A 20,436-nucleotide genomic window follows, 5' to 3' on the forward strand; every position below is an offset into this window, starting at 1 on the left:
TCCATGAGCAGCGATCTTATCAAACACGTTAGCGACGCTAGCTTCGAAGCCGATGTACTCAAGGCCGAAGGCGCTGTACTGGTCGACTACTGGGCTGAATGGTGCGGCCCTTGCAAAATGATCGCTCCGGTTCTGGACGAAATCGCCGAGACGTACAAAGGCAAGCTGACCGTTGCCAAGCTGAACATCGACGAAAACCAGGAAACCCCTGCCAAGCACGGCGTTCGTGGTATCCCGACACTGATGCTGTTCAAGAACGGCAACGTCGAGGCGACCAAGGTCGGCGCCCTGTCGAAGTCGCAACTGGCAGCTTTCCTCGACGCCAACATCTAAGCGTCGTCGAAAGCGTCAACCAAAAGGCCCCGCAAATCGCGGGGCCTTTTGCGTATTCAGGGCTAGACGCTCCGAAACTCAGGTGGTACATTCGGCCCCGCAGTGGTTTCTCCACTGCCCCCTGCTAGCCGTCGCCGACGCACTCCTTTTCGAATTAGTACGCGATCCTGTCGCCTTCTCTGCGGCGCGGCCTCATTAAGCCAAAAGCTTAATTTCCCCCCCTCCATAAATGATTACGTCATTCCTATATGAATCTGACTGAACTCAAGCAAAAGCCGATTACCGAACTGCTCGAATTGGCCGAACAGATGGGCATAGAAAATATGGCCCGTTCGCGCAAGCAGGACGTGATTTTCTCCCTGCTCAAGAAGCACGCGAAAAGCGGTGAGGAAATCTCCGGTGATGGCGTGCTGGAGATTCTCCAGGACGGCTTCGGCTTCCTGCGCTCCGCAGACGCTTCCTACTTGGCCGGCCCGGACGATATCTACGTCTCGCCGAGCCAGATCCGCCGCTTCAACTTGCGCACCGGTGACACCATCGTTGGCAAGATCCGCCCTCCGAAGGAAGGCGAGCGGTATTTCGCCCTGCTCAAGGTCGACACGATCAACTTCGATCGTCCCGAGAACGCGAAGAACAAGATTCTCTTCGAGAACCTGACCCCGCTGTTCCCGACCGTGCGCATGAAGATGGAAGCCGGCAACGGTTCCACCGAAGACCTGACCGGTCGTGTCATCGACCTGTGCGCCCCGATCGGCAAAGGCCAGCGCGGCCTGATCGTTGCTCCGCCGAAAGCGGGCAAGACGATCATGCTGCAGAACATCGCGGCGAACATCGCGCGTAACAACCCCGAAGTTCACCTGATCGTGCTGTTGATCGACGAACGTCCGGAAGAAGTGACCGAAATGCAGCGCACCGTGCGCGGCGAAGTGGTGGCCTCGACCTTCGACGAGCCGCCGACCCGTCACGTGCAGGTTGCCGAAATGGTGATCGAGAAGGCCAAGCGTCTGGTCGAACACAAGAAAGACGTGGTGATCCTGCTCGACTCCATCACCCGTCTGGCCCGTGCCTACAACACCGTGATCCCGAGCTCCGGCAAGGTGCTGACCGGTGGTGTCGATGCCCACGCCCTGGAGAAACCAAAGCGTTTCTTCGGCGCCGCGCGGAACATCGAAGAAGGCGGCTCGCTGACCATTATCGCCACCGCGCTGGTTGAAACCGGCTCGAAGATGGACGAAGTGATTTACGAGGAATTCAAAGGCACCGGCAACATGGAACTGCCTCTGGATCGCAAAATCGCTGAAAAACGCGTCTTCCCGGCCATCAACATCAACCGTTCCGGCACCCGCCGCGAGGAGTTGCTGACGGCTGACGACGAGTTGCAGCGCATGTGGATCCTGCGCAAGCTGCTGCATCCGATGGACGAAGTCGCCGCCATCGAGTTCCTGGTCGACAAGCTGAAAACGACCAAGACCAACGACGAGTTCTTCTTGTCGATGAAGCGCAAGTAACACCAGGCGTTTCATAAAAAGGGGCATCCGTGAGGATGCCCCTTTTTTTGCGTTGATTTTTTATGTGTCTGGATTGAATGCAGTCGGCGCCGTCTGGCGTTTTTTTGAAATACATAACGCGCCCCGAATTACTTGCAACCCCCGCAACGGCCCGCTGTCTACCGCCCTCAATCGATATGTATCTAAAACGATAAGAGGCGCCATGCATACATTTGGCAATCGTCGCGACATTGACGGCTTACGGGCTCTGGCTGTTATTCCGGTCGTGCTGTTTCACTTTGGTTTCAGCGCATTCAGCGGCGGCTTTGTCGGCGTAGACGTCTTCTTCGTCATCTCCGGGTTCCTGATCACGTCCATTCTGTTTCGCGAAATCAGTGCGCAGCGTTTCAGCTTCATTGATTTCTGGGCACGCCGTGCCCGCCGCATCATTCCTGCCCTGACCGTGGTGATGGTGGCCACGCTGGCGCTGGGTTGGCTGCTGCTGACGGCCAAGGATTTCTCCGAGCTGGGGCGAACGGTTCGTTACCAGTCGTTGTTCATCTCCAACATTTTGTTCATGCGTGAGGACGGTTACTTCCAGCCGGCCTCCGACTTGAAGCCGTTGTTGCATACCTGGTCGCTGGCGGTGGAAGAGCAGTACTACATTTTCTTCCCGTTGCTGATGGCGTTGTTGATGCGCTATGTACGGCATTGGCGCTGGGTGCTGTTCGCCGTGCTGCTGGTCTCGTTCGGACTGAACATCGGCTACATCGAGCGCCGGCCGGAGTTCGCTTTTTTCTCGTTACCAACCCGGGCGTGGGAGTTGCTTTGTGGTGCGATGCTCGCGGTTACGCCGGCACCGCGACAGGCGATCCGCCCCTGGGTTTATCAACTGGTCGGCGTGGCCGGTCTGGCGGCGGTGCTGCTGGCGGTGTTTACGTTCGACAAGACCACGGTATTCCCGGGCTGGGCCGCGTTGCTGCCGGTGCTGGGCACGACCGCATTGATCTGGTCGGGCGCACAGGGCAAGACTTGGGCCGGACAAATGCTGAGCTTGCCTGCGCTGGTGTGGGTCGGCTTGCTCTCTTACTCGCTGTATCTGTGGCACTGGCCAGTCTATGTCTACGCCAACGCCATCTCCATTGACGGCATTCAGCCGCTGGAGGCGGCAGGCTGGATCGCCCTGGCACTCAGTCTTGCCTGGTTGAGCCTGCGTTATGTCGAGCTGCCGTTCCGCGAGAAGCGTTTGCTCGCCAGCCGCAAAGCGGTGCTGGCCGGTGGTTTCGCGGCCATAGCAGCGTTGGTTGTCAGCGGCTCGGCGATCCGTTCTGCCGATGGCATTCCTCAACGCCTGACCGGCAAGGCGCTGGAATACGCGCAGTCGCGGGAATGGAACGCCGGGCAGATGAAATGCATGTTGGTAACCTCCGATAAGAAACTGGACAAGGCGTGCCTGGTGGGTGGCAATCGGGATGTCCCGGCCACCCGACTGTTTTGGGGCGACAGCCACGCCGCAGCCTTGCTGCCGGCTATTGAAAATAACGCCAACCGCGACGGTCGCCCGGTGTGGCTGTACAGCATGAGCGCCTGCCCACCGATTCTCAGCGATGATCCGCGCCAGCGATGCAAGGATTTCAACGAGCAAACCATGGCGCGGGTACGCAGCCTCGGCATCAAGGATGTGGTGCTGGCGTCCAACTGGAGCCTGTATGTTTACGGTCGTGAGGATGGCGACAAAAAGGTGTTGCTCAACGAGCACGACAGTACTGCCCAGGCCGAGCAACGCATGGCAGCTGCGATCAAGGCCCGGGTTGCGGCGATTCGGGATGCCGGCGCACAAGTCTGGCTGTTCAAGGAAGTGCCGCTGCAGCAAAAAGGTGCGATCAATCGCCTGACCAGCCTGGCGCGGGTCGGAAGAGTGGCGGAGGGTCTGGGCCGACCGCTTGAGGATCATCTTGCGCGCCAACACTTCCTCGGCACATTGTTCGATTCGATGGCTGCCGCCGATCCGGGTGTCCATGTCATCGATCCGACCGCCATGATGTGTACGGACGGCGTCTGCAATATCGAGGTCAACGGCCATTCGCAGTACAAGGACGAAGATCATCTTTCCGACTCCGGCAGTGCCAGATTGAGCCCGTTGTTCACGCCGTTGCTGCTGGGTACCAACCACGATTGATCGGTGACCGACGCTGACGGGCTGCTGTTTGCCCGTCAGAGCAGGTAGGATGTACGCCTATTTTGAGGGTGCCATCGTCAATGAAATTCAAGGATCTTCGGGATTTCGTGCAGCAGCTTGAGCAGCGCGGAGAGTTGAAACGCATCCAGATTCCCGTCTCGCCGGTGCTGGAAATGACCGAGGTGTGCGACCGCACGCTGCGTGCCAAAGGCCCGGCGCTGCTGTTCGAGAAACCCACCGGCTACGACATCCCGGTGCTCGGGAACCTGTTCGGCACCCCGGAGCGGGTGGCCATGGGCATGGGCGCCGAGTCGGTCAGTGAGCTGCGCGAAATCGGCAAGCTGCTGGCGTTCCTCAAGGAGCCGGAGCCACCGAAGGGCTTGAAGGATGCGTGGTCGAAGCTGCCGATCTTCCGCAAGATCATTGCCATGGCGCCGAAAGTTGTGAAAGACGCGGTGTGCCAGGAAGTCGTCATCGAAGGCGATGACGTCGATCTGGCCATGCTGCCGGTGCAGACCTGCTGGCCCGGCGATGTCGGCCCGCTGATCACTTGGGGTTTGACCGTCACCAAGGGCCCGAACAAGGATCGCCAGAACCTCGGCATCTACCGTCAGCAAGTGATTGGCCGCAACAAGGTCATCATGCGCTGGCTCAGCCACCGTGGCGGCGCCCTCGATTTCCGTGAGTGGTGCGAGAAGCATCCCGGCCAGCCGTTTCCGGTGTCCGTGGCCCTCGGCGCGGATCCGGCGACCATTCTTGGCGCAGTCACCCCGGTGCCGGACAGCCTGTCCGAATACGCTTTCGCCGGTCTGCTGCGTGGTAACCGCACGGAATTGGTGAAGTGCCGTGGCAACGACCTGCAAGTCCCTGCCACCGCCGAAATCATCCTTGAAGGTGTGATTCATCCAGGCGAAATGGCCGATGAAGGCCCCTACGGCGACCACACTGGTTATTACAACGAAGTCGACAGCTTCCCGGTGTTCACCGTCGAGCGCATCACCCATCGGATCAAGCCGATCTACCACAGCACCTACACCGGCCGTCCACCGGATGAGCCGGCGATCCTCGGCGTGGCGTTGAACGAAGTGTTTGTGCCAATCCTGCAGAAGCAGTTTCCGGAGATCACTGACTTTTACCTGCCGCCGGAAGGCTGCTCGTACCGCATGGCCATCGTGACGATGAAAAAGTCGTACCCGGGGCATGCCAAGCGCGTGATGCTCGGTGTCTGGTCGTTTTTGCGACAGTTCATGTACACCAAGTTCGTTATCGTCACCGACGACGACATCAATGCGCGGGACTGGAATGACGTGATCTGGGCGATCACCACGCGCATGGATCCCAAGCGCGACACGGTGATGATCGACAACACGCCGATCGACTACCTCGACTTCGCCTCGCCGGTATCCGGCCTGGGCTCGAAAATGGGTCTGGATGCCACCCACAAATGGCCGGGTGAAACCACTCGCGAGTGGGGCCGTGTGATCGTCAAGGACGATGCCGTCACCCAACGGATCGATGCCATCTGGAATCAGTTAGGAATAGATTGATGCGTGTAACCCTGCAGCCCTCCGGCGCCATCCTCGAGATACAGCCCGGCGAGCGTATTCTCGACGGCGCGCGACGCCTGGGCTATGAATGCCCGCAAAGCTGCCGCAACGGCAATTGCCACGTGTGTGCGGCGTTGCTGGTGGAAGGCCGTGTCGAACAGGACGGCAAGGTGCATGACCACGGCGAGTTCTACACCTGTATCGCGCAGCCGCTGGAAGATTGCGTCGTGCTGTGGGATGGCGTGCTCGCGTTGGGAGAATTGCCGGTGCGCAGCCTGTCGTGTCAGGTCATCGAATGCCGGGACGTCGGCGGCGACACTTGGCGCGTGCGCCTGCGCGCACCGGCGGGCAAGCCGCCGCGCTATCACGCCGGGCAGTACTTGATGATTGAACGGGAGAACGGCGAGAAGTCGGCATTTTCCATGGCTTCCGCGCCCCACGGTGGCCGCGACCTGGAAATTCATGTGCTGGCGCGCGAATCCAGTGCATTGAGCCTGGTCGAGCAGCTACAGCGCAATTCGATGGTGCGCGTCGAGTTACCGTTCGGCGACACGCATCTGGCCGAATTACCGGATGGCCCGCTGGTGCTGGTCGCCGCCGGTACCGGCATGGGCCAGATCCACAGCCTGATCGAGCATTGCCGGGCCGAAGGCTTCAAGCATCCGGTGCATCTGTACTGGGGCGTGCGTCGACCGGAAGATTTCTACGACATCGAGCACTGGGACCAATGGCGGAAATTGCCCAATCTGTTCCTGCACAAAGTCGTCAGTGATCAATGCAGTTGGGCTGGGCGCTGCGGGATGCTGCATGAAGCGGTGTGCGAAGATTTCCCCGATCTGAAGCCCCTGCATGTCTACGCCAGCGGCTCGCCGGCGATGGTATACGGGACGCTGGACGCCTTGGTGGAGGCCGGAATGGATGCCCATCAAATGCGCGCCGACGTATTCGCCTACGCCCCCCGCTCCTGACGCTTCCCTGAAAGAGCTGCCGCAGGCTGCGGCAGCTCCTGCACTTATAACTGCATATATAGCGGATCGGTATTTATAAAAGTGGCTAAATACCGCTAGGTTATATACCTATCAGGCAATTATTTAATATCTGTGCCATGGCACTTAAATTGCCTTAAAACATATGTGCCTTATTGTTACAGCGGTGCGTTCTATTAAGTAATTCATCACCCGCGGGGAGCTGAACGCTATTCGCCATGAGCGCCATTGAATCTGCAATTCTGAACCTGGCTTATCCCCCGCGGCTCGATCTTGGGCCGCAGCTGACGCACGAACAACTGCTTGCTTCCATGCAATCGACGATGGCGCGCCACAAGGGCGGGCCGGTGTGGCTGTTCGCTTACGGGTCGCTGATCTGGCGGCCCGAATGCACGGCGGTGGAACGGGTTCGCGCTCGCGTACATGGCTACCATCGCGGTTTGTATCTGTGGTCGCACGAACACCGTGGCACGCCGGAAATGCCCGGGCTGGTATTCGGTCTGGATCGCGGCGGCTCGTGCAGCGGATTTGCCTATCGACTGCCCGAAGACAATATCGACAGTTCGCTTTACGCACTGTGGAAACGCGAGATGCCATTCCCGTCCTATCGCCCGCACTGGCTCAATTGTCGGCTCGCGGACGGCAGTCAGGTTCAAGCCTTGGGATTCGTATTGGAGCGACACCTGCCCAGCTATGCCGGCAACTTGCCGGATCACGTGCTGAGCCAAGTGTTCGAAAGCGCTTGCGGGCGTTACGGCACCACTCGCGATTATGTCGAGCAGACCGCCCACGCCCTGCGCAGCCACGCCATGCCGGATCGAAATCTGGAGGCGCGGCTCAAGCGCTGTAAATCACAGGCCGATCAAGCGACAGCTTCGCGGCTCTGACTGGCGACTTGCTTGTGCCACAAGGTGGGAGCGAGGAACGCCATTGCCAGCAGGCAAGCGCTCACCAGCAGGATGAAACCGCCATCCCAACCGAAATGGTCGACGGTGTAGCCCATCGCCGCGCTTGCCGCGACTGAACCACCCAAGTAACCGAACAGGCCGGTGAACCCCGCAGCGGTTCCCGCAGCTTTCTTCGGCGCCAGTTCCAGGGCTTGCAGGCCGATCAGCATGACCGGGCCATAGATCAGGAAGCCGATGGAGAACAGCGCGATCATGTCGACGGTCGGGTGACCGGCCGGGTTCAGCCAGTAAACCAGTGTCGCGACTGTCACCAATGCCATGAACACCATGCCGGTCAGGCCACGGTTGCCACGGAAGATCTTGTCCGACATCCAGCCGCACAGCAGCGTGCCCGGAATCCCCGCCCACTCATAGAAGAAATAGGCCCACGAGGTTTTATCCACGGTGAAACCCTTGGCTTCCTTGAGGTAGGTCGGCGCCCAGTCCAGCACGCCATAGCGCAGCAGATAGACGAAGACGTTGGCCATGGCGATGTACCAAAGCATTTTGTTGCGCAGCACGTATTTGACGAAGATTTCCTTGGCGCTGAATTCGTCTTCGTGGCTGGCGTCATAGCCTTCCGGGTAATCGTTCTTGTACTTCTCGATCGGCGGCAGGCCAACCGACTGCGGGGTGTCGCGCATGGTGATGAAGGCAAACGCCGCCACCGCCAGCGCCACCGCTGCCGGCACGTAGAATGCCGAGTGCCAGTCGTTGAACAGGCCCATGCCGATCAGGAACAACGGACCGATCAGGCCGCCGCCGACGTTATGCGCCACGTTCCACACCGACACGACGCCGCCGCGTTCTTTCTGCGACCACCAGTGCACCATCGTCCGGCCACTTGGCGGCCAGCCCATGCCTTGGGCCCAGCCGTTGATGAACAGCAGAATGAACATCATGGTCACGCTGGACGTTGCCCACGGCGCGAAACCGAAAATGAACATCACCCCCGCCGAGACCAACAGGCCGAACGGCAGGAAATAGCGCGGGTTGGAACGGTCGGACACCAGGCCCATGAGGAACTTCGACAAGCCATAAGCAATGGCGATGGCCGACATCGCCAGCCCCAGTTCGCCACGGGTGTAACCCTCGTCGATCAGGTAGGGCATGGCCAGGGAAAAGTTCTTGCGCAGCAGGTAATAACCCGCGTAGCCAATAAAGATACCGGCGAAAATCTGCCAGCGCAGGCGTCGGTAAGTGCTGTCTATTTTTTCTTCAGGCAGGGGCGCCTGATGTGCGGCGGGACGAAAGAAGGCAAACATTCAAGAGCTCCAGATTTTCTTGTTTTGACTGCGGAAGTGAATGTTACAGTTTCGTTACCGAAAATAGCATCGATTCGCATCGACAAAAAAGCGGAAATGTTGGAAGTCGCACGTTCTTTTATGAACATGTCGCTCAGATGTAATAACGCACGCGGTAGGGATTGTTACTTCCACGCTGTGACGGGCAATTTTTTGGCGGTTGTAGGGCAGTGCTTTGAGAAACAGCGATCTGACCGTCACTCTAGTAATCAGACCGCTTGCCGACTTAGCGCACCTGCACCACGACCTTGCCCACAGCCTTGCGCTGCCCGAGGTCATTGATCGCCTGCGCCGCATTGCCCAGTGGATACACCTGCGACACCAGCGGCTTCAACTTGCCTTCGGCAAACCAACCGAACAGTTGCTGAAAGTTTGCCGCGTTGTCCTGCGGCTGGCGCTGGGCGAAGGAGCCCCAAAAAACGCCGACCACGGCTGCGCCCTTGAGCAAGGCGAGGTTGACCGGCAGTTCGGGAATGCGTCCGCTGGCGAAGCCGACCACCAGCAGGCGACCGTTCCAGGCGATGGAGCGGATGGCCTGGTCGAAGAGGTCACCGCCGACCGGGTCGTAAATCACATCGGCGCCTTGGCCGTCGGTGAGGCGTTTGATTTCGTCCTTGAGGCTGGCTTCTGTGTAATTGATCAGTTCATCGGCGCCGGCAGCCTTGGCCACGGCGAGCTTCTCTGCGCTGCTGGCGGCCGCGATGACCCGGGCGCCCATGGCTTTGCCGATTTCCACCGCCGCCAGGCCAACGCCGCCGGAGGCGCCGAGCACCAGCAGGGTTTCACCCGGCTGGAGATTGCCGCGCTGTTTGAGCGCGTGCATCGAGGTGCCGTACGTCATGCTGAACGCGGCGGCGGTGTTGAAGTCCATCGACGCCGGGATCGGCAGGACGTTGTAACCCGGCACCGCGACCTGCTCGGCAAAGCTGCCCCAGCCAGTCAGCGCCATGACCCGGTCGCCGACCTTGAGGTGGCTGACCTTTTCACCCACGGCGCTGACCACGCCTGCCGCTTCGCCACCCGGGGAAAACGGAAAGGGCGGCTTGAACTGGTATTTGCCCTCGATGATTAGCGTGTCCGGGAAGTTGACCCCGGAAGCGTGCACGTCCAGCAGGATTTCATTCTTCTTGGCGACAGGACTGGCGACGTCTTCCAGCACCAGCGATTCGGCAGGGCCGAAGGCTTTGCACAGCACGGCTTTCATCAGGGCTATTCCTTTGGGAGTGATGGCCGATAAGTGTAGGTGTGTGAATCAACGGGTCAACGAGCATGCCCGACCCTGATAGCCAGCCATAAGCTTGTGCTTGCGCGGCGGGTCGTTATGCTAGGCCGCAAACCGGATAAGGAGCGAATTGTGAAAGCGTGGATCATGTTGTTGCTGGCCCTGTCTCTGCCTGTGGCAGCGCTGGCCGAAGAGGCCAAAGAAGGCGAGGCGCCGAAGGTCAACTACATCACCCTGAGCCCGCCGTTCGTCGGTAACTACGGACTGGACGGCACGCCGAAGCTCAAGGTCTACAAGGCCGACATTGCGCTGCGTGTGACCGGGGAAGAATCGAGCAAACTGGTCAAGGCCAACGAACCGCTGATCCGTAATCAGCTGGTGGCGCTGTTTGCCCAGCAGACCACTGAGACGATGAACAACGTCGAGGCCAAGGAAAAGCTGCGTCAGGAAGCGTTGAAGCAGACCCAGCAAGTGATGAATGACGAAACCGGCAAGCCGGTGGTTGAGGATTTGCTGTTCAACAATCTGATCATTCAATAAGGCCTCTGCTGTCCGGGCTGGCCTCATCGCTGGCAAGCCAGCTCCCACACGGATCAGCGGCGATCACGATAATATGTTTCACCGCAAATCCTGTGGGAGCTGGCTTGCCAGCGATTGCATTTTGACCGCCGAAAAGCGACCTACGGCTTGAGCGCAATCACCGCCGCCCATTGCTCAGCCGTCACCGGCATCACCGACAACCGCGAGCCCTTCTGCACCAGCGGCATTTCGGCGAGTGCCGTCTGCTGTTTCAGATAATCAAGCTTGAGCACCCGGCCAAACGTCTCGACATGCTCGACATCAATCGCACTCCAGGCATTTTTCTCCGGCGTGGCTTTCGGATCGAAGTACTGGCTTTCGGGTTCCAGCGCCGTCGGATCCGCATAAGCCGCCTCAATAATCTTGCCAATCCCGGCAATTCCCGGCTCCGGGCAGCTGGAATGGTAAAAAAAGAACTCATCGCCAACCGCCATCGCCCGAAGGAAATTGCGCGCCTGATAGTTGCGAACCCCGTCCCAGCGCGCCTTGCCCAGTTTCTCCAGGCCTTTGATCGAGAGCTCGTCAGGCTCGGATTTCATCAGCCAATAGGCCATGGGTTTTGCTCCTCGCGGGGTAATTGGGCAAGTTGTCCGGCAATTTTATGACAAACCGACAGTCGGTTGACGTCAGCATTTGCGCACAGGGTCACGTTGTCGCAAAATGCCGGCCTTTAAAGCTTGACGCTGCTGCACGGCCAACAAACGGAAACCGCTGCTGTCATCGTGATGATGTGCCTTGAGGGGGGCAATCGATGAAACGCAAACCGGATTTGCTATGGACTTTGGTTATTTTGTTCGGCCTGGGCGTTGTGACCACCGGTTACGCGCAAAGTCTGTGGGCCAACAAGGCCGATGCGCCGATTGAAGTGGCGCAACAGGTACAACAGTCGACAGCTTTCAAGCGCTGACACTGCCTTCCCGACGCCGCTGAAGCCTGCGGCGTCTATCCCGCGAAATACCATTTCTTGTCAGTGACCGTGCCTTGCAACGGTACATCCCAGCTGGCCTGCGCCAGGCGTTCGACTTTCTGACATTCATGAGCCAGACCCAGCAGCGTCGGCTTGCGCCAATTCTGCCGGCGCGCCAGGTAGGCGAGGCTGCGGTCATAAAAGCCGCCGCCCATCCCCAGGCGTCCGCCGACATCATCGAAACCCACCAACGGTAGCAGCACCAGATCCAGCGCCCAGATTCTGCGTTGGCGGGCCGGGTTCACGCGCGGTTCAAGAATACGGAAGCGGTTGGGCTTGAGCTTTTCGCCGGGGCGGATGCGTTGAAAGACCATTTTGGTTCGCGGCCAGGCGCTGAGCACGGGCAGGTATGTCGCCTTGCCTCGACGCTGAGCCGCACGCAGCAACAGGCGCGGATCGATTTCACCGTCGGTGGGCAGGTAGAGGGAAATGTGTCTGGCGCGGCGGAATTGCGGACTCTGCGCCATTTGCTTGTACAGCCCTTCGGCGGCATGGCGTTGCTGACTGGGTGTCAACGCGCGGCGCGCCTTGCGCAGCAGGCGACGGAGTTGCGGACGGGGCAGTAGCGCGAGTTCGGTCATGGTTCGGCTTCGGCAGGATGGGGACGAAAACGTACGCATAAAAAAGCCGATGCCGGCATGAACCGGCATCGGCTTTTTTGAATCAGGCTCCCCGGATGAACCGCTGTCAACTCAGCCCTTGAACCCGAAAGTTCAAGGTGGAAGAAGCAGTAGACTTTAAGGCTTTCCGTCTAGCGGACATGCACACCAGCCCAACGTGCAACTTCCAGGGTAGTGCGAATCGGCTCCGGGACATCGTCAACTGGCAAGCACCCCAGGGAGTGGGGCGAGTATACCTCAAGCGGTCGAGTGAATCAGCCCTTGCTGACGTCCGGATCGGTGGCGAGCACCAGATCGACACGATCGAGCAAGTCACGCACCTGCTCACGTGTCGAACCGCTGGCCTGCATGTCCGGGCGCTCTTGATTGTGCAAGAGGTCGTGGGTGATGTTCAGCGCGGCCATCACGGCAATGCGATCGGCACCAATGACTTTGCCGCTGCTGCGGATCTCGCGCATCTTGCCATCGAGGTAGCGTGCGGCGCTGACCAGATTGCTGCGTTCTTCCTGCGGGCAAATGATCGAATATTCTTTGTCGAGGATCTGCACGGTAACGCTATTGCTTGAACTCATGAGTCTTGCTCCAGGGCCTTGAGGCGCGAAATCATCGATTCGACCTTACGCCGGGCGATTTCATTTTTTTCAATGAGGTGAGCGCGTTCCTCGCGCCAGGTCTTTTCCTGAGCTAGTAAGAGTCCGTTTTGACTCTTTAGTTGCTCGACTCGATCAATCAGCAATTCGAGTCTGGCCATCAGCGCTTGCAGGTCGGTGTCTTCCATTGTGTCCACTGTGTCTGACGGAGGTGATAGCCGGCGGACAGCCTTTAATAGTCTTGGCCGGTCTGTCGATGTAGGATACAAGGCCTTCATTCTAGACATAGCGCCGTCTGGCGCCTAGCTGCCCATGACCATTCAGAATTCCCCGTACCAAGCCTTCGCCACTTTGCTGACCTCCAGCGGCCACAACGTCTCGCCTGCCGAATTGCATGGCCAACTGCTCGGACGCAGCTGCGCCGGTGCCGGTTTTGAAGCCGAGGGCTGGCTGATCGATGCCGCCGAGCTGCTCGAAGGCGAGATCAAGGACAACGTCCGCAACGCCCTGATCGGCTTGCAGGAAATGGTTAAAGGCGAGCTGACCGGCGACGACGTTACCGTTGTTCTGTTGCTGCCGACCGATGACGCGCCGCTGGCGGATCGCGCCGCCGCGCTGGGCGAGTGGTGCCAGGGCTTCCTCAGCGGTTTTGGCCTGAACTGCCGTGACAGCAGCATGCTGAGCACCGAAGCCACCGAAGTGTTGCAGGATCTGGCAGCGATCTCCCAGGTGCAAGATGCCCTGGAAGAGTCCGAAGACGGCGAAAGCGACTACATGGAAGTCATGGAATACCTGCGTGTCGCGCCGCTGCTGCTGTTCACCGAGACCAAGAAAACCGACGAAGCGCCGGCCAAACCGTCGCTGCATTGATTAAAGAAGGGATCGCCATCTGCCCATGATTCATATCCCGAAAGCGGAATACAGCCGTCGCCGCAAGGCCTTGATGGCGCAGATGGAACCCAACAGCATCGCCATCCTGCCCGCCGCCGCAGTCGCCATCCGCAACCGTGACGTCGAGCACGTCTACCGTCAGGACAGCGATTTCCAGTACCTCAGCGGTTTTCCCGAGCCTCAGGCTGTCATCGTCCTGATGCCCGGGCGCGAACACGGCGAGTACGTGCTCTTCTGCCGCGAACGCAATGCCGAACGTGAATTGTGGGACGGCATTCGTGCTGGTCAGGAAGGCGCGATCAGCGAGTACGGTGCCGACGACGCGTTCCCGATCACTGACATTGACGACATCCTGCCGGGCCTGATCGAAGGCCGCGACCGGGTGTATTCGGCGATGGGCAGCAATCCCGAGTTCGACCGGCACCTGATGGACTGGATCAACGTGATCCGCTCCAAGGCGCATCTGGGCGCCCAGCCGCCGAACGAATTTGTTGCCCTGGATCATCTGCTGCACGACATGCGCCTGTATAAATCGGCCGCAGAAGTGAAGGTGATGCGCGAAGCCGCGCGGATTTCTGCCCAGGCTCACATCCGTGCGATGCAGGCCAGTCGTGCCGGGCTGCACGAGTTCAGCCTCGAAGCCGAACTCGATTATGAATTCCGCAAGGGTGGCGCGAAGATGCCGGCGTATGGCTCGATCGTCGCTGCCGGACGCAACAGCTGCATCCTGCATTACCAGCAGAATGACGCCGTGCTCAAGGATGGCGATCTGGTGTTGATCGATGCCGGTTGCGAAATCGATTGCTACGCCAGCGACATCACTCGCACCTGGCCGGTCAACGGTAAGTTTTCACCCGAACAGAAGGCGATTTACGAACTGGTGCTGGCCTCGCAAGAAGCCGCTTTCGCCGAAATCGCCCCGAACAAGCACTGGAATCAGGCGCACGAAGCGACGGTCCGGGTGATTACATCCGGTCTGGTGAAGTTGGGATTGTTGCAAGGTGACGTCGATGCGTTGATCGCAAGCGAAGCCTACAAGGCGTTTTACATGCACCGCGCCGGCCATTGGCTGGGCATGGATGTGCATGACGTTGGCGAATACAGAGTCGGTGGCGAATGGCGCGTGCTGGAAGTCGGCATGGCGTTGACCGTCGAACCGGGCATTTACATCGCCCCGGACAATCGGAACGTAGCGAAAAAATGGCGCGGCATTGGCGTGCGCATCGAGGACGACGTGGTAGTGACCAAGACCGGCTGTGAAATCCTGACCCATGGCGTGCCGAAAACCGTCGCCGAGATCGAAGCCCTGATGGCGCAGGCACGGGCGCACGCGGCATGAGTCGAGTCAATCTGGCAATCATCGGTGGCGGTCTGGTTGGCGCCAGTCTGGCGCTCGCGTTACAGGCCGGGGCCAAGGCCCGTGGCTGGAACATCGTGCTGATCGAACCGTTCGCCCCCGGCGATGGCTGGCAGCCGAGCTACGACGCCCGTTCTTCCGCGCTGTCGTTTGGCGCCCGGCAGATTTATCAGCGCCTCGGCGTGTGGCAGGAAATTTCCCGCCGCGCCGAGCCGATCAAACAAATCCATGTGTCCGACCGTGGCCGCTTTTCCACCGCGCGTTTGTCAGCGATGGAAGAGGGCGTGCCGGCGCTCGGTTACGTGGTAGAAAATGCCTGGCTCGGCCAGTGCCTGTGGCAGCACCTCGACAAAGACGTCATCACTTGGCGTTGTCCGGCCGAAGTCACGCGCATGGAACCGTTGAGCGACGGCTATCGCCTGACCCTCAACGATGAAACCACTTTTGAATGCGACCTCGCGGTGCTGGCTGATGGCGGCCGTTCCGGCCTGCGCGAGCAATTGGGCATCAACGTGCGCAAGCGTCCGTACAACCAGAGTGCGCTGATCGCCAACATCACCCCGAGCGAAGCGCACAACGGCATGGCCTTCGAGCGTTTCACCGACGAAGGCCCGATGGCCTTGCTGCCGTTGCCGGACAACCGCTGCGCACTGGTCTGGACACGACTGGGTATGGACGCGCAACGCCTCGCAGCATTGAGCGAACGTGATTTCCTTGGCGAACTGCAAGGCGTGTTTGGCTACCGCCTCGGCACCTTGAAACAAGTCGGCGCCCGGCACCTGTATCCGCTGACCCTGGTGGAAGCCGAAGAGCAGGTGCGCCCGCATCTGGCCGTGCTCGGCAACGCCGCCCACAGCCTGCACCCGATTGCCGGGCAGGGTTTCAACCTGTCCCTGCGCGATGCGCAAGCCTTGGCCGATGCGCTGCTGGCAAGCGACAAGCCGCTCGGCGACTTTGCCACGTTGCAGGCTTATCGCGAGCGCCAGCGTCTGGATCAGAACCTCACCGTCGGTTTCTCCGATCAGGTCACCCGCCTGTTCGGCAGCACACAGCCGCTGGTGTCGATCGGTCGCAACATTGGTTTGCTCGGCCTCGATCTGCTCCCGCCGGCCAAGCGCTGGTTTGCCCGCCAGGCCATGGGGCTGGGGACGCGGCCGGATGCATGACGGATCCATAAGCACATTCATTCTCATGACAGCGTCTCTGACGCCGGTCGGAAAAACCCTTTACATGCGGCTCAAGCCGCAAGCGAGACAGGCTTAAAGCATGGAAATGCGCGCAGATCTGCTGATTGTCGGTGCCGGAATGGTCGGCAGTGCCTTGGCGCTGGCGTTGCAGGGCAGCGGGCTGAATGTCCTGCTGCTCGACGGCAGTCCGCTGAGCGTCAAACCGTTTGATACTGATGCGCCGTTCGAGCCGCGAGTGAGTGCCTTGTCAGCGGCGAGCCAGCGAATTCTCGAACGTCTCGGCGTGTGGGATGGAATTGCCAGACGGCGCAGCAGCCCTTACACCGACATGCATGTCTGGGACGGCAGCGGCACCGGGCAGATTCATTTTTCGGCGAGCAGCGTCCACGCTGAAGTGCTCGGTCATATCGTCGAAAACCGCGTGGTGCAAGATGCTTTGCTGGATCGTTTGCACGATTGCGATCTGGGCATGCTCGCCAATGCGCGACTTGAGCAAATGCGTCGTTCCGGTGACGAGTGGCTGTTGACCCTGGCCGACGGCCGCACGCTGCGTGCACCGCTGGTGATTGCGGCAGACGGCGCCAATTCCGCCGTGCGCCGTCTGACCGGCGTCGCCACCCGCGAGTGGGATTATCTGCACCACGCCATCGTCACCAGCGTGCGCAGCAGCAAGCCGCATCAAATGACGGCGTGGCAACGCTTCACCGATCACGGGCCGCTGGCGTTTCTGCCGCTGGAACGTGAGGGTCGGCAGGACTGGTGTTCGATTGTCTGGTCGACCACGCCGAGCGAAGCCGAACGGCTGATGGCGCTGGATGACGAGGCGTTTTGCCGTGAGCTGGAGCGCGCGTTCGAAGGCTGCCTCGGTGACGTGATCAGCGCTGACCCGCGCCTGTGCGTGCCGCTGCGTCAGCGTCATGCCAAGCGTTACGTGGCCGAAGGCCTGGCGCTGATCGGCGATGCCGCGCACACCATCCATCCGCTGGCGGGGCAGGGCGTGAACCTGGGATTCCTCGATGCGGCGGTGCTCGCCGAAGTCTTGTTGCAAGCGGTTGAGCGCGGCGAGCGGTTGGCGGATGTGAAAGTGTTGAGCCGTTACGAGCGTCGGCGCATGCCGCACAACTTGGCGCTGATGGCGGCGATGGAAGGCTTCGAGCGCTTGTTCCAGGCCGATCCGCTGCCGCTGCGCTGGTTACGCAATACCGGGTTGAAAATTGTCGAGCAGATGCCAGAGGCCAAGGCATTGTTTGTACGTGAGGCGCTGGGGCTGACCGGCGATCTCCCAATCCTCGCCAAACCCTGAAAGCCATCCACCCCTGTAGGCGCAGGCTGCGGCAGTTCCTACAGGGTGGTCGCGCAACATCTCGTAACGCCTTCGAACAGTGTTCGATTGTGGTGGTAAATGTGAGTCCTTATCATTTGGCCCACATTTCCCCATCGAGAGACCGCTCCCATGTTGGCACCCAAGCGTCTTCTGACCGCACTGGCCCTGACCCTGATCGGCAGCACCGCTGCCCAGGCCGCCGACGAGGTGGTGGTTTACTCCTCGCGCATCGACGAATTGATCAAACCGGTATTCGACGCCTACACCGCGAAAACCGGGGTGAAGATCAAATTCATCACCGACAAGGAGGCGCCACTGATGCAGCGGATCAAGGCCGAAGGCGAAAACGCCACCGCCGACCTGCTGCTGACCGTCGATGCCGGCAACCTGTGGCAAGCCGAGCAGATGGGCATCCTTCAGCCGTTCACCTCCAGCACCATCGACAGCAACATTCCGTCGCAATATCGCTCATCCACTCACGCCTGGACGGGTCTGAGCCTGCGTGCGCGCACCATCGCCTATTCGACCGACCGGGTGAAAGCGGGCGAGCTGACCACTTACGAAGCGCTTGCCGACAAGAACTGGGAAGGGCGGCTGTGCCTGCGTACGGCGAAGAAGGTCTACAACCAGTCACTGACCGCCACCATGATCGAAGTCCACGGCGCGCCGCAGACCGAGAAAATCCTCAAGGGCTGGGTCAACAACCTGTCTACCGACGTCTTCTCCGACGACGTCGCCGTGCTCGAAGCGATTGCCGCCGGCCAGTGCGACGTCGGCATCGTCAATACCTATTACTACGGTCGCCTGCACAAGCAAAAGCCGGATCTGCCAGTGAAACTGTTCTGGCCGAACCAGGCGGATCGCGGTGTGCACGTCAATTTGTCGGGCATCGGTTTGACCAAACATGCACCGCATCCGGAGGCGGCCAAGGCGTTGGTGGAGTGGATGACCACCCCGGAAGCACAGAAGATTTTTGCTGATGTGAACCAGGAATTCCCGGCCAACCCGGCCGTGAAACCTTCCGATGAAGTGGCGGCGTGGGGGCAGTTCGTGGCCGATACGTTGCCAGTGGAAGTGGCGGGTAAGCGCCAGGCTGAAGCGATTCGGATGATGGATCGGGCCGGTTGGAACTGAGTTTATTGTTTTAACAACGCGAAAGATCGCAGCTTTCGGGAGCTCCTACACTTGATCTGTAGGGCTGCCGAAGGCTGCGATCTTTTGCGTTCTCCTCACTCTCCACCCTTTCTCGCACGAGAGCTTGTCTTTGGCCCACCCCGCCCAACGCCGCTGGTATCCCATCGTCTTCGCCATCGCCGCTCTGGTGCTGCTGCCCCTCAGCGTCCTGCTGCTGTCGTGGCAAACCATTGATGCGCAAATCTGGTCGCACCTGTGGGAAACCCAGATGCCGCGCCTGCTGGGCAACACCCTGACACTGGTGATCGGCGTCGGTGCCGGCGTGACGTTACTGGGCGTGAGTCTGGCCTGGCTCACCAGCCTCTGCGAATTTCCCGGCCGGCGCTGGCTCGATTGGGCGCTGATGCTGCCGTTTGCGATCCCGGCTTACGTGCTGGCCTTCGTCTTCGTTGGCTTGCTGGATTTCGCCGGCCCGGTGCAAACCCTGCTGCGCGAAGTGTTCGGCAGCGGCTTGCGCCTGCCCCGGGTGCGCTCGACTGGCGGGGTGATTGTGGTGCTGGTGCTGGTTTTTTATCCCTACGTCTATCTGTTGGCGCGCACCGCGTTTCTCGCCCAAGGCAAAGGTTTGATGGAAGCGGCGCGGGTGTTGGGGCAATCGCCGTGGCAGGCATTCTGGCGTGTGGCGTTGCCGATGGCGCGACCGGCCATCGGTGCAGGCGTGGCGTTGGCACTGATGGAAACCCTGGCGGATTTCGGTGCTGTGTCGGTGTTCAACTTCGACACGTTCACCACCGCCATCTACAAAACCTGGTACGGCTTCTTCAGCCTGTCCAGCGCCGCGCAACTGGCCAGCCTGTTGCTGCTGGTGGTGATGCTCGTTCTCTACGGCGAGCGCCGTGCCCGTGGCGCAAATCGGGCGAGTAACGAACGCCCGCGCGTGAAAGCGCTGTATCACCTGCGTGGAATCAAGGCATTTGCGGCGACGGGCTGGTGCGCCTTGGTGTTCGCCTGTGCGTTCGTCATTCCCGTGCTGCAATTGGTGGTGTGGTTCTGGCAGCGCGGGCGCTTCGATCTGGATGAACGCTACACCGGACTGATTGTTCACACGCTTTATCTGGGCGCGATGGCCGCATTGATCACTGTGAGTGTCGCGCTGCTGCTCGCGTTTGCTGGTCGACTGGCGCCGACCCGGGCCATCCGCTCCGGGGTCAGTCTGGCCAATCTCGGCTATGCCTTGCCCGGATCGGTGCTGGCGGTGTCGATCATGCTGGCGTTCAGTTATCTGGATCGAGAACTGGTGATCCCGTTGTCGGGCTGGCTGGGTGGAACCGGCAAGCCGTTGCTGTTGGGCAGCCTGTCGGCCTTGTTACTGGCGTATCTGGTGCGGTTTATTGCGGTGGCGTATGGGCCGCTCGAAAGTAGCCTGGCGCGTATACGGCCATCTTTGCCCGAAGCGGCACGCAGTCTGGGTGTCAGTGGGCCGCGACTGTTTTTCAAAGTGTATCTGCCGCTGTTGCTGCCGGGCACCTTGAGCGCGGCCTTGCTGGTGTTCGTCGATGTGCTCAAGGAAATGCCCGCCACCCTGCTGATGCGCCCGTTCGGCTGGGACACGCTGGCCGTGCGCATCTTTGAAATGACCAGCGAAGGCGAATGGGCGCGGGCGTCGCTGCCGGCCCTGACCCTGGTGCTGGTCGGATTGTTGCCGGTCGTCGGCCTGATCCGTCGCTCGGCGCATCGAAACACTTAGTCGTCAGTCCTGAATCATGCGGCTACAATGCGCGG

General features: G+C 60.2%; 20 protein-coding genes and 1 other RNA gene. 14 read left to right on the forward strand and 7 right to left on the reverse strand.

Translation table 11 applies throughout. The annotated features are described in order from the left end of the window. Window positions 1-3: 3 nt before the first annotated feature. The 6 genes from trxA to GIW69_RS08880 all read left to right on the forward strand — a co-directional run bounded on the left by trxA (window position 4) and on the right by GIW69_RS08880 (window position 7,419). Window positions 4-333 (forward strand): thioredoxin TrxA, encoded by a 330-nt coding sequence (gene trxA, locus GIW69_RS08855; RefSeq protein WP_003206727.1) that lies wholly within the window; start codon window positions 4-6, stop codon window positions 331-333. A gap of 248 nt (window positions 334-581) precedes the next feature. Next, on the forward strand, window positions 582-1,841 hold the full coding sequence (rho, locus tag GIW69_RS08860) for a transcription termination factor Rho (protein ID WP_003229334.1): 1,260 nt from the start codon (window positions 582-584) through the stop codon (window positions 1,839-1,841). A gap of 202 nt (window positions 1,842-2,043) precedes the next feature. Further along, on the forward strand, window positions 2,044-3,999 hold the full coding sequence (locus tag GIW69_RS08865) for an acyltransferase family protein (protein WP_236481820.1): 1,956 nt from the start codon (window positions 2,044-2,046) through the stop codon (window positions 3,997-3,999). Window positions 4,000-4,079: 80 nt separating this feature from the next. Continuing rightward, window positions 4,080-5,546 (forward strand): 4-hydroxy-3-polyprenylbenzoate decarboxylase, encoded by a 1,467-nt coding sequence (gene ubiD / locus GIW69_RS08870; RefSeq protein ID WP_102354838.1) that lies wholly within the window; start codon window positions 4,080-4,082, stop codon window positions 5,544-5,546. Further along, complete coding sequence (locus GIW69_RS08875) at window positions 5,546-6,514, forward strand: CDP-6-deoxy-delta-3,4-glucoseen reductase (RefSeq protein WP_236481821.1); 969 nt, start codon at window positions 5,546-5,548, stop codon at window positions 6,512-6,514. Before ubiD ends, GIW69_RS08875 begins: the two co-directional genes overlap by 1 nt. Window positions 6,515-6,750: 236 nt before the next feature. Continuing rightward, window positions 6,751-7,419, forward strand: coding sequence for a gamma-glutamylcyclotransferase (locus GIW69_RS08880; protein WP_236481823.1), 669 nt, complete (start codon window positions 6,751-6,753; stop codon window positions 7,417-7,419). On the opposite strand, the gene glpT is transcribed toward GIW69_RS08880, so the two are convergent. Both glpT and GIW69_RS08890 read right to left on the reverse strand, forming a co-directional pair. Next, on the reverse strand, window positions 7,395-8,744 hold the full coding sequence (gene glpT / locus GIW69_RS08885; RefSeq protein WP_236481825.1) for a glycerol-3-phosphate transporter: 1,350 nt from the start codon (window positions 8,742-8,744) through the stop codon (window positions 7,395-7,397). The genes GIW69_RS08880 and glpT overlap by 25 nt on opposite strands. A gap of 265 nt (window positions 8,745-9,009) precedes the next feature. Continuing rightward, a complete protein-coding gene (locus GIW69_RS08890) occupies window positions 9,010-9,987 on the reverse strand; it encodes an NADPH:quinone oxidoreductase family protein (protein ID WP_236481827.1) in 978 nt (325 codons plus the stop codon). 150 nt (window positions 9,988-10,137) lie between these two features. Between GIW69_RS08890 and GIW69_RS08895 the strand changes: the two genes are divergently transcribed. Next, entirely contained in the window at window positions 10,138-10,545 is a 408-nt protein-coding gene (locus GIW69_RS08895) for a flagellar basal body-associated protein FliL (RefSeq protein ID WP_236481829.1), read from the forward strand. Window positions 10,546-10,685: 140 nt separating this feature from the next. Here GIW69_RS08895 and GIW69_RS08900 read toward each other — a convergent pair whose 3' ends face one another. Further along, complete coding sequence (locus tag GIW69_RS08900; protein ID WP_236481831.1) at window positions 10,686-11,138, reverse strand: EVE domain-containing protein; 453 nt, start codon at window positions 11,136-11,138, stop codon at window positions 10,686-10,688. Window positions 11,139-11,335: 197 nt separating this feature from the next. Here GIW69_RS08900 and GIW69_RS08905 point away from each other — a divergent pair, with 197 nt between their 5' ends. After that, window positions 11,336-11,491: a hypothetical protein gene (locus GIW69_RS08905; protein WP_007911192.1), complete on the forward strand. Its 156-nt coding sequence runs from the start codon at window positions 11,336-11,338 to the stop codon at window positions 11,489-11,491. A gap of 35 nt (window positions 11,492-11,526) precedes the next feature. Here the strand turns inward: GIW69_RS08905 and GIW69_RS08910 are convergent, their stop codons facing one another. The 4 genes from GIW69_RS08910 to GIW69_RS08925 all read right to left on the reverse strand — a co-directional run bounded on the left by GIW69_RS08910 (window position 11,527) and on the right by GIW69_RS08925 (window position 12,949). Further along, on the reverse strand, window positions 11,527-12,132 hold the full coding sequence (locus tag GIW69_RS08910) for a 5-formyltetrahydrofolate cyclo-ligase (protein ID WP_236481832.1): 606 nt from the start codon (window positions 12,130-12,132) through the stop codon (window positions 11,527-11,529). Window positions 12,133-12,216: 84 nt separating this feature from the next. Then, window positions 12,217-12,395: non-coding RNA, 6S RNA (gene ssrS / locus GIW69_RS08915), on the reverse strand. Between the two features lie 30 nt (window positions 12,396-12,425). After that, on the reverse strand, window positions 12,426-12,743 hold the full coding sequence (locus GIW69_RS08920) for a cell division protein ZapA (protein ID WP_236481834.1): 318 nt from the start codon (window positions 12,741-12,743) through the stop codon (window positions 12,426-12,428). Further along, the gene (locus GIW69_RS08925; RefSeq protein ID WP_003177365.1) at window positions 12,740-12,949 is read right to left on the reverse strand and encodes a TIGR02449 family protein; all 210 of its coding nucleotides are present in this window, start codon (window positions 12,947-12,949) and stop codon (window positions 12,740-12,742) included. Before GIW69_RS08925 ends, GIW69_RS08920 begins: the two co-directional genes overlap by 4 nt. A gap of 124 nt (window positions 12,950-13,073) precedes the next feature. Between GIW69_RS08925 and GIW69_RS08930 the strand changes: the two genes are divergently transcribed. From GIW69_RS08930 to GIW69_RS08955, 6 genes are all read left to right on the forward strand, one after another. Then, a complete protein-coding gene (locus GIW69_RS08930; RefSeq protein ID WP_236481836.1) occupies window positions 13,074-13,631 on the forward strand; it encodes a YecA/YgfB family protein in 558 nt (185 codons plus the stop codon). 25 nt (window positions 13,632-13,656) lie between these two features. Then, window positions 13,657-14,991: a Xaa-Pro aminopeptidase gene (gene pepP / locus GIW69_RS08935; RefSeq protein WP_236481838.1), complete on the forward strand. Its 1,335-nt coding sequence runs from the start codon at window positions 13,657-13,659 to the stop codon at window positions 14,989-14,991. Further along, the gene (gene ubiH / locus GIW69_RS08940) at window positions 14,988-16,175 is read left to right on the forward strand and encodes a 2-octaprenyl-6-methoxyphenyl hydroxylase (RefSeq protein ID WP_236481839.1); all 1,188 of its coding nucleotides are present in this window, start codon (window positions 14,988-14,990) and stop codon (window positions 16,173-16,175) included. The genes pepP and ubiH overlap by 4 nt, the downstream gene beginning before the upstream one ends. A gap of 106 nt (window positions 16,176-16,281) precedes the next feature. Continuing rightward, entirely contained in the window at window positions 16,282-17,499 is a 1,218-nt protein-coding gene (locus tag GIW69_RS08945) for a 2-octaprenyl-3-methyl-6-methoxy-1,4-benzoquinol hydroxylase (RefSeq protein ID WP_236481928.1), read from the forward strand. 150 nt (window positions 17,500-17,649) lie between these two features. Then, a complete protein-coding gene (locus GIW69_RS08950) occupies window positions 17,650-18,654 on the forward strand; it encodes an extracellular solute-binding protein (RefSeq protein WP_236481841.1) in 1,005 nt (334 codons plus the stop codon). A gap of 130 nt (window positions 18,655-18,784) precedes the next feature. Beyond that, the gene (locus tag GIW69_RS08955) at window positions 18,785-20,401 is read left to right on the forward strand and encodes an ABC transporter permease (protein WP_236481843.1); all 1,617 of its coding nucleotides are present in this window, start codon (window positions 18,785-18,787) and stop codon (window positions 20,399-20,401) included. The last annotated feature ends 35 nt before the right edge of the window (window positions 20,402-20,436 follow it).

The sequence above is a fragment of the Pseudomonas syringae genome (assembly GCF_021605415.1).
GTDB classification, from domain to species: Bacteria; Pseudomonadota; Gammaproteobacteria; order Pseudomonadales; family Pseudomonadaceae; genus Aquipseudomonas; species Aquipseudomonas syringae_S.

Excerpts from the sequence above, each read along its gene's own strand:
- trxA (WP_003206727.1), top strand. The coding sequence starts at position 4 with ATGAGCAGCGATCTTATCAAACACGTTAGCGACGCTAGCTTCGAAGCC.
- rho (WP_003229334.1), top strand. The coding sequence starts at position 582 with ATGAATCTGACTGAACTCAAGCAAAAGCCGATTACCGAACTGCTCGAA.
- GIW69_RS08865 (WP_236481820.1), top strand. The coding sequence starts at position 2,044 with ATGCATACATTTGGCAATCGTCGCGACATTGACGGCTTACGGGCTCTG.
- ubiD (WP_102354838.1), top strand. The coding sequence starts at position 4,080 with ATGAAATTCAAGGATCTTCGGGATTTCGTGCAGCAGCTTGAGCAGCGC.
- GIW69_RS08875 (WP_236481821.1), top strand. The coding sequence starts at position 5,546 with ATGCGTGTAACCCTGCAGCCCTCCGGCGCCATCCTCGAGATACAGCCC.
- GIW69_RS08880 (WP_236481823.1), top strand. The coding sequence starts at position 6,751 with ATGAGCGCCATTGAATCTGCAATTCTGAACCTGGCTTATCCCCCGCGG.
- glpT (WP_236481825.1), bottom strand. The coding sequence starts at position 8,744 with ATGTTTGCCTTCTTTCGTCCCGCCGCACATCAGGCGCCCCTGCCTGAA.
- GIW69_RS08890 (WP_236481827.1), bottom strand. The coding sequence starts at position 9,987 with ATGAAAGCCGTGCTGTGCAAAGCCTTCGGCCCTGCCGAATCGCTGGTG.
- GIW69_RS08900 (WP_236481831.1), bottom strand. The coding sequence starts at position 11,138 with ATGGCCTATTGGCTGATGAAATCCGAGCCTGACGAGCTCTCGATCAAA.
- GIW69_RS08905 (WP_007911192.1), top strand. The coding sequence starts at position 11,336 with ATGAAACGCAAACCGGATTTGCTATGGACTTTGGTTATTTTGTTCGGC.
- GIW69_RS08910 (WP_236481832.1), bottom strand. The coding sequence starts at position 12,132 with ATGACCGAACTCGCGCTACTGCCCCGTCCGCAACTCCGTCGCCTGCTG.
- GIW69_RS08920 (WP_236481834.1), bottom strand. The coding sequence starts at position 12,743 with ATGAGTTCAAGCAATAGCGTTACCGTGCAGATCCTCGACAAAGAATAT.
- GIW69_RS08925 (WP_003177365.1), bottom strand. The coding sequence starts at position 12,949 with ATGGAAGACACCGACCTGCAAGCGCTGATGGCCAGACTCGAATTGCTG.
- GIW69_RS08930 (WP_236481836.1), top strand. The coding sequence starts at position 13,074 with ATGACCATTCAGAATTCCCCGTACCAAGCCTTCGCCACTTTGCTGACC.
- pepP (WP_236481838.1), top strand. The coding sequence starts at position 13,657 with ATGATTCATATCCCGAAAGCGGAATACAGCCGTCGCCGCAAGGCCTTG.
- ubiH (WP_236481839.1), top strand. The coding sequence starts at position 14,988 with ATGAGTCGAGTCAATCTGGCAATCATCGGTGGCGGTCTGGTTGGCGCC.
- GIW69_RS08945 (WP_236481928.1), top strand. The coding sequence starts at position 16,282 with ATGCGCGCAGATCTGCTGATTGTCGGTGCCGGAATGGTCGGCAGTGCC.
- GIW69_RS08950 (WP_236481841.1), top strand. The coding sequence starts at position 17,650 with ATGTTGGCACCCAAGCGTCTTCTGACCGCACTGGCCCTGACCCTGATC.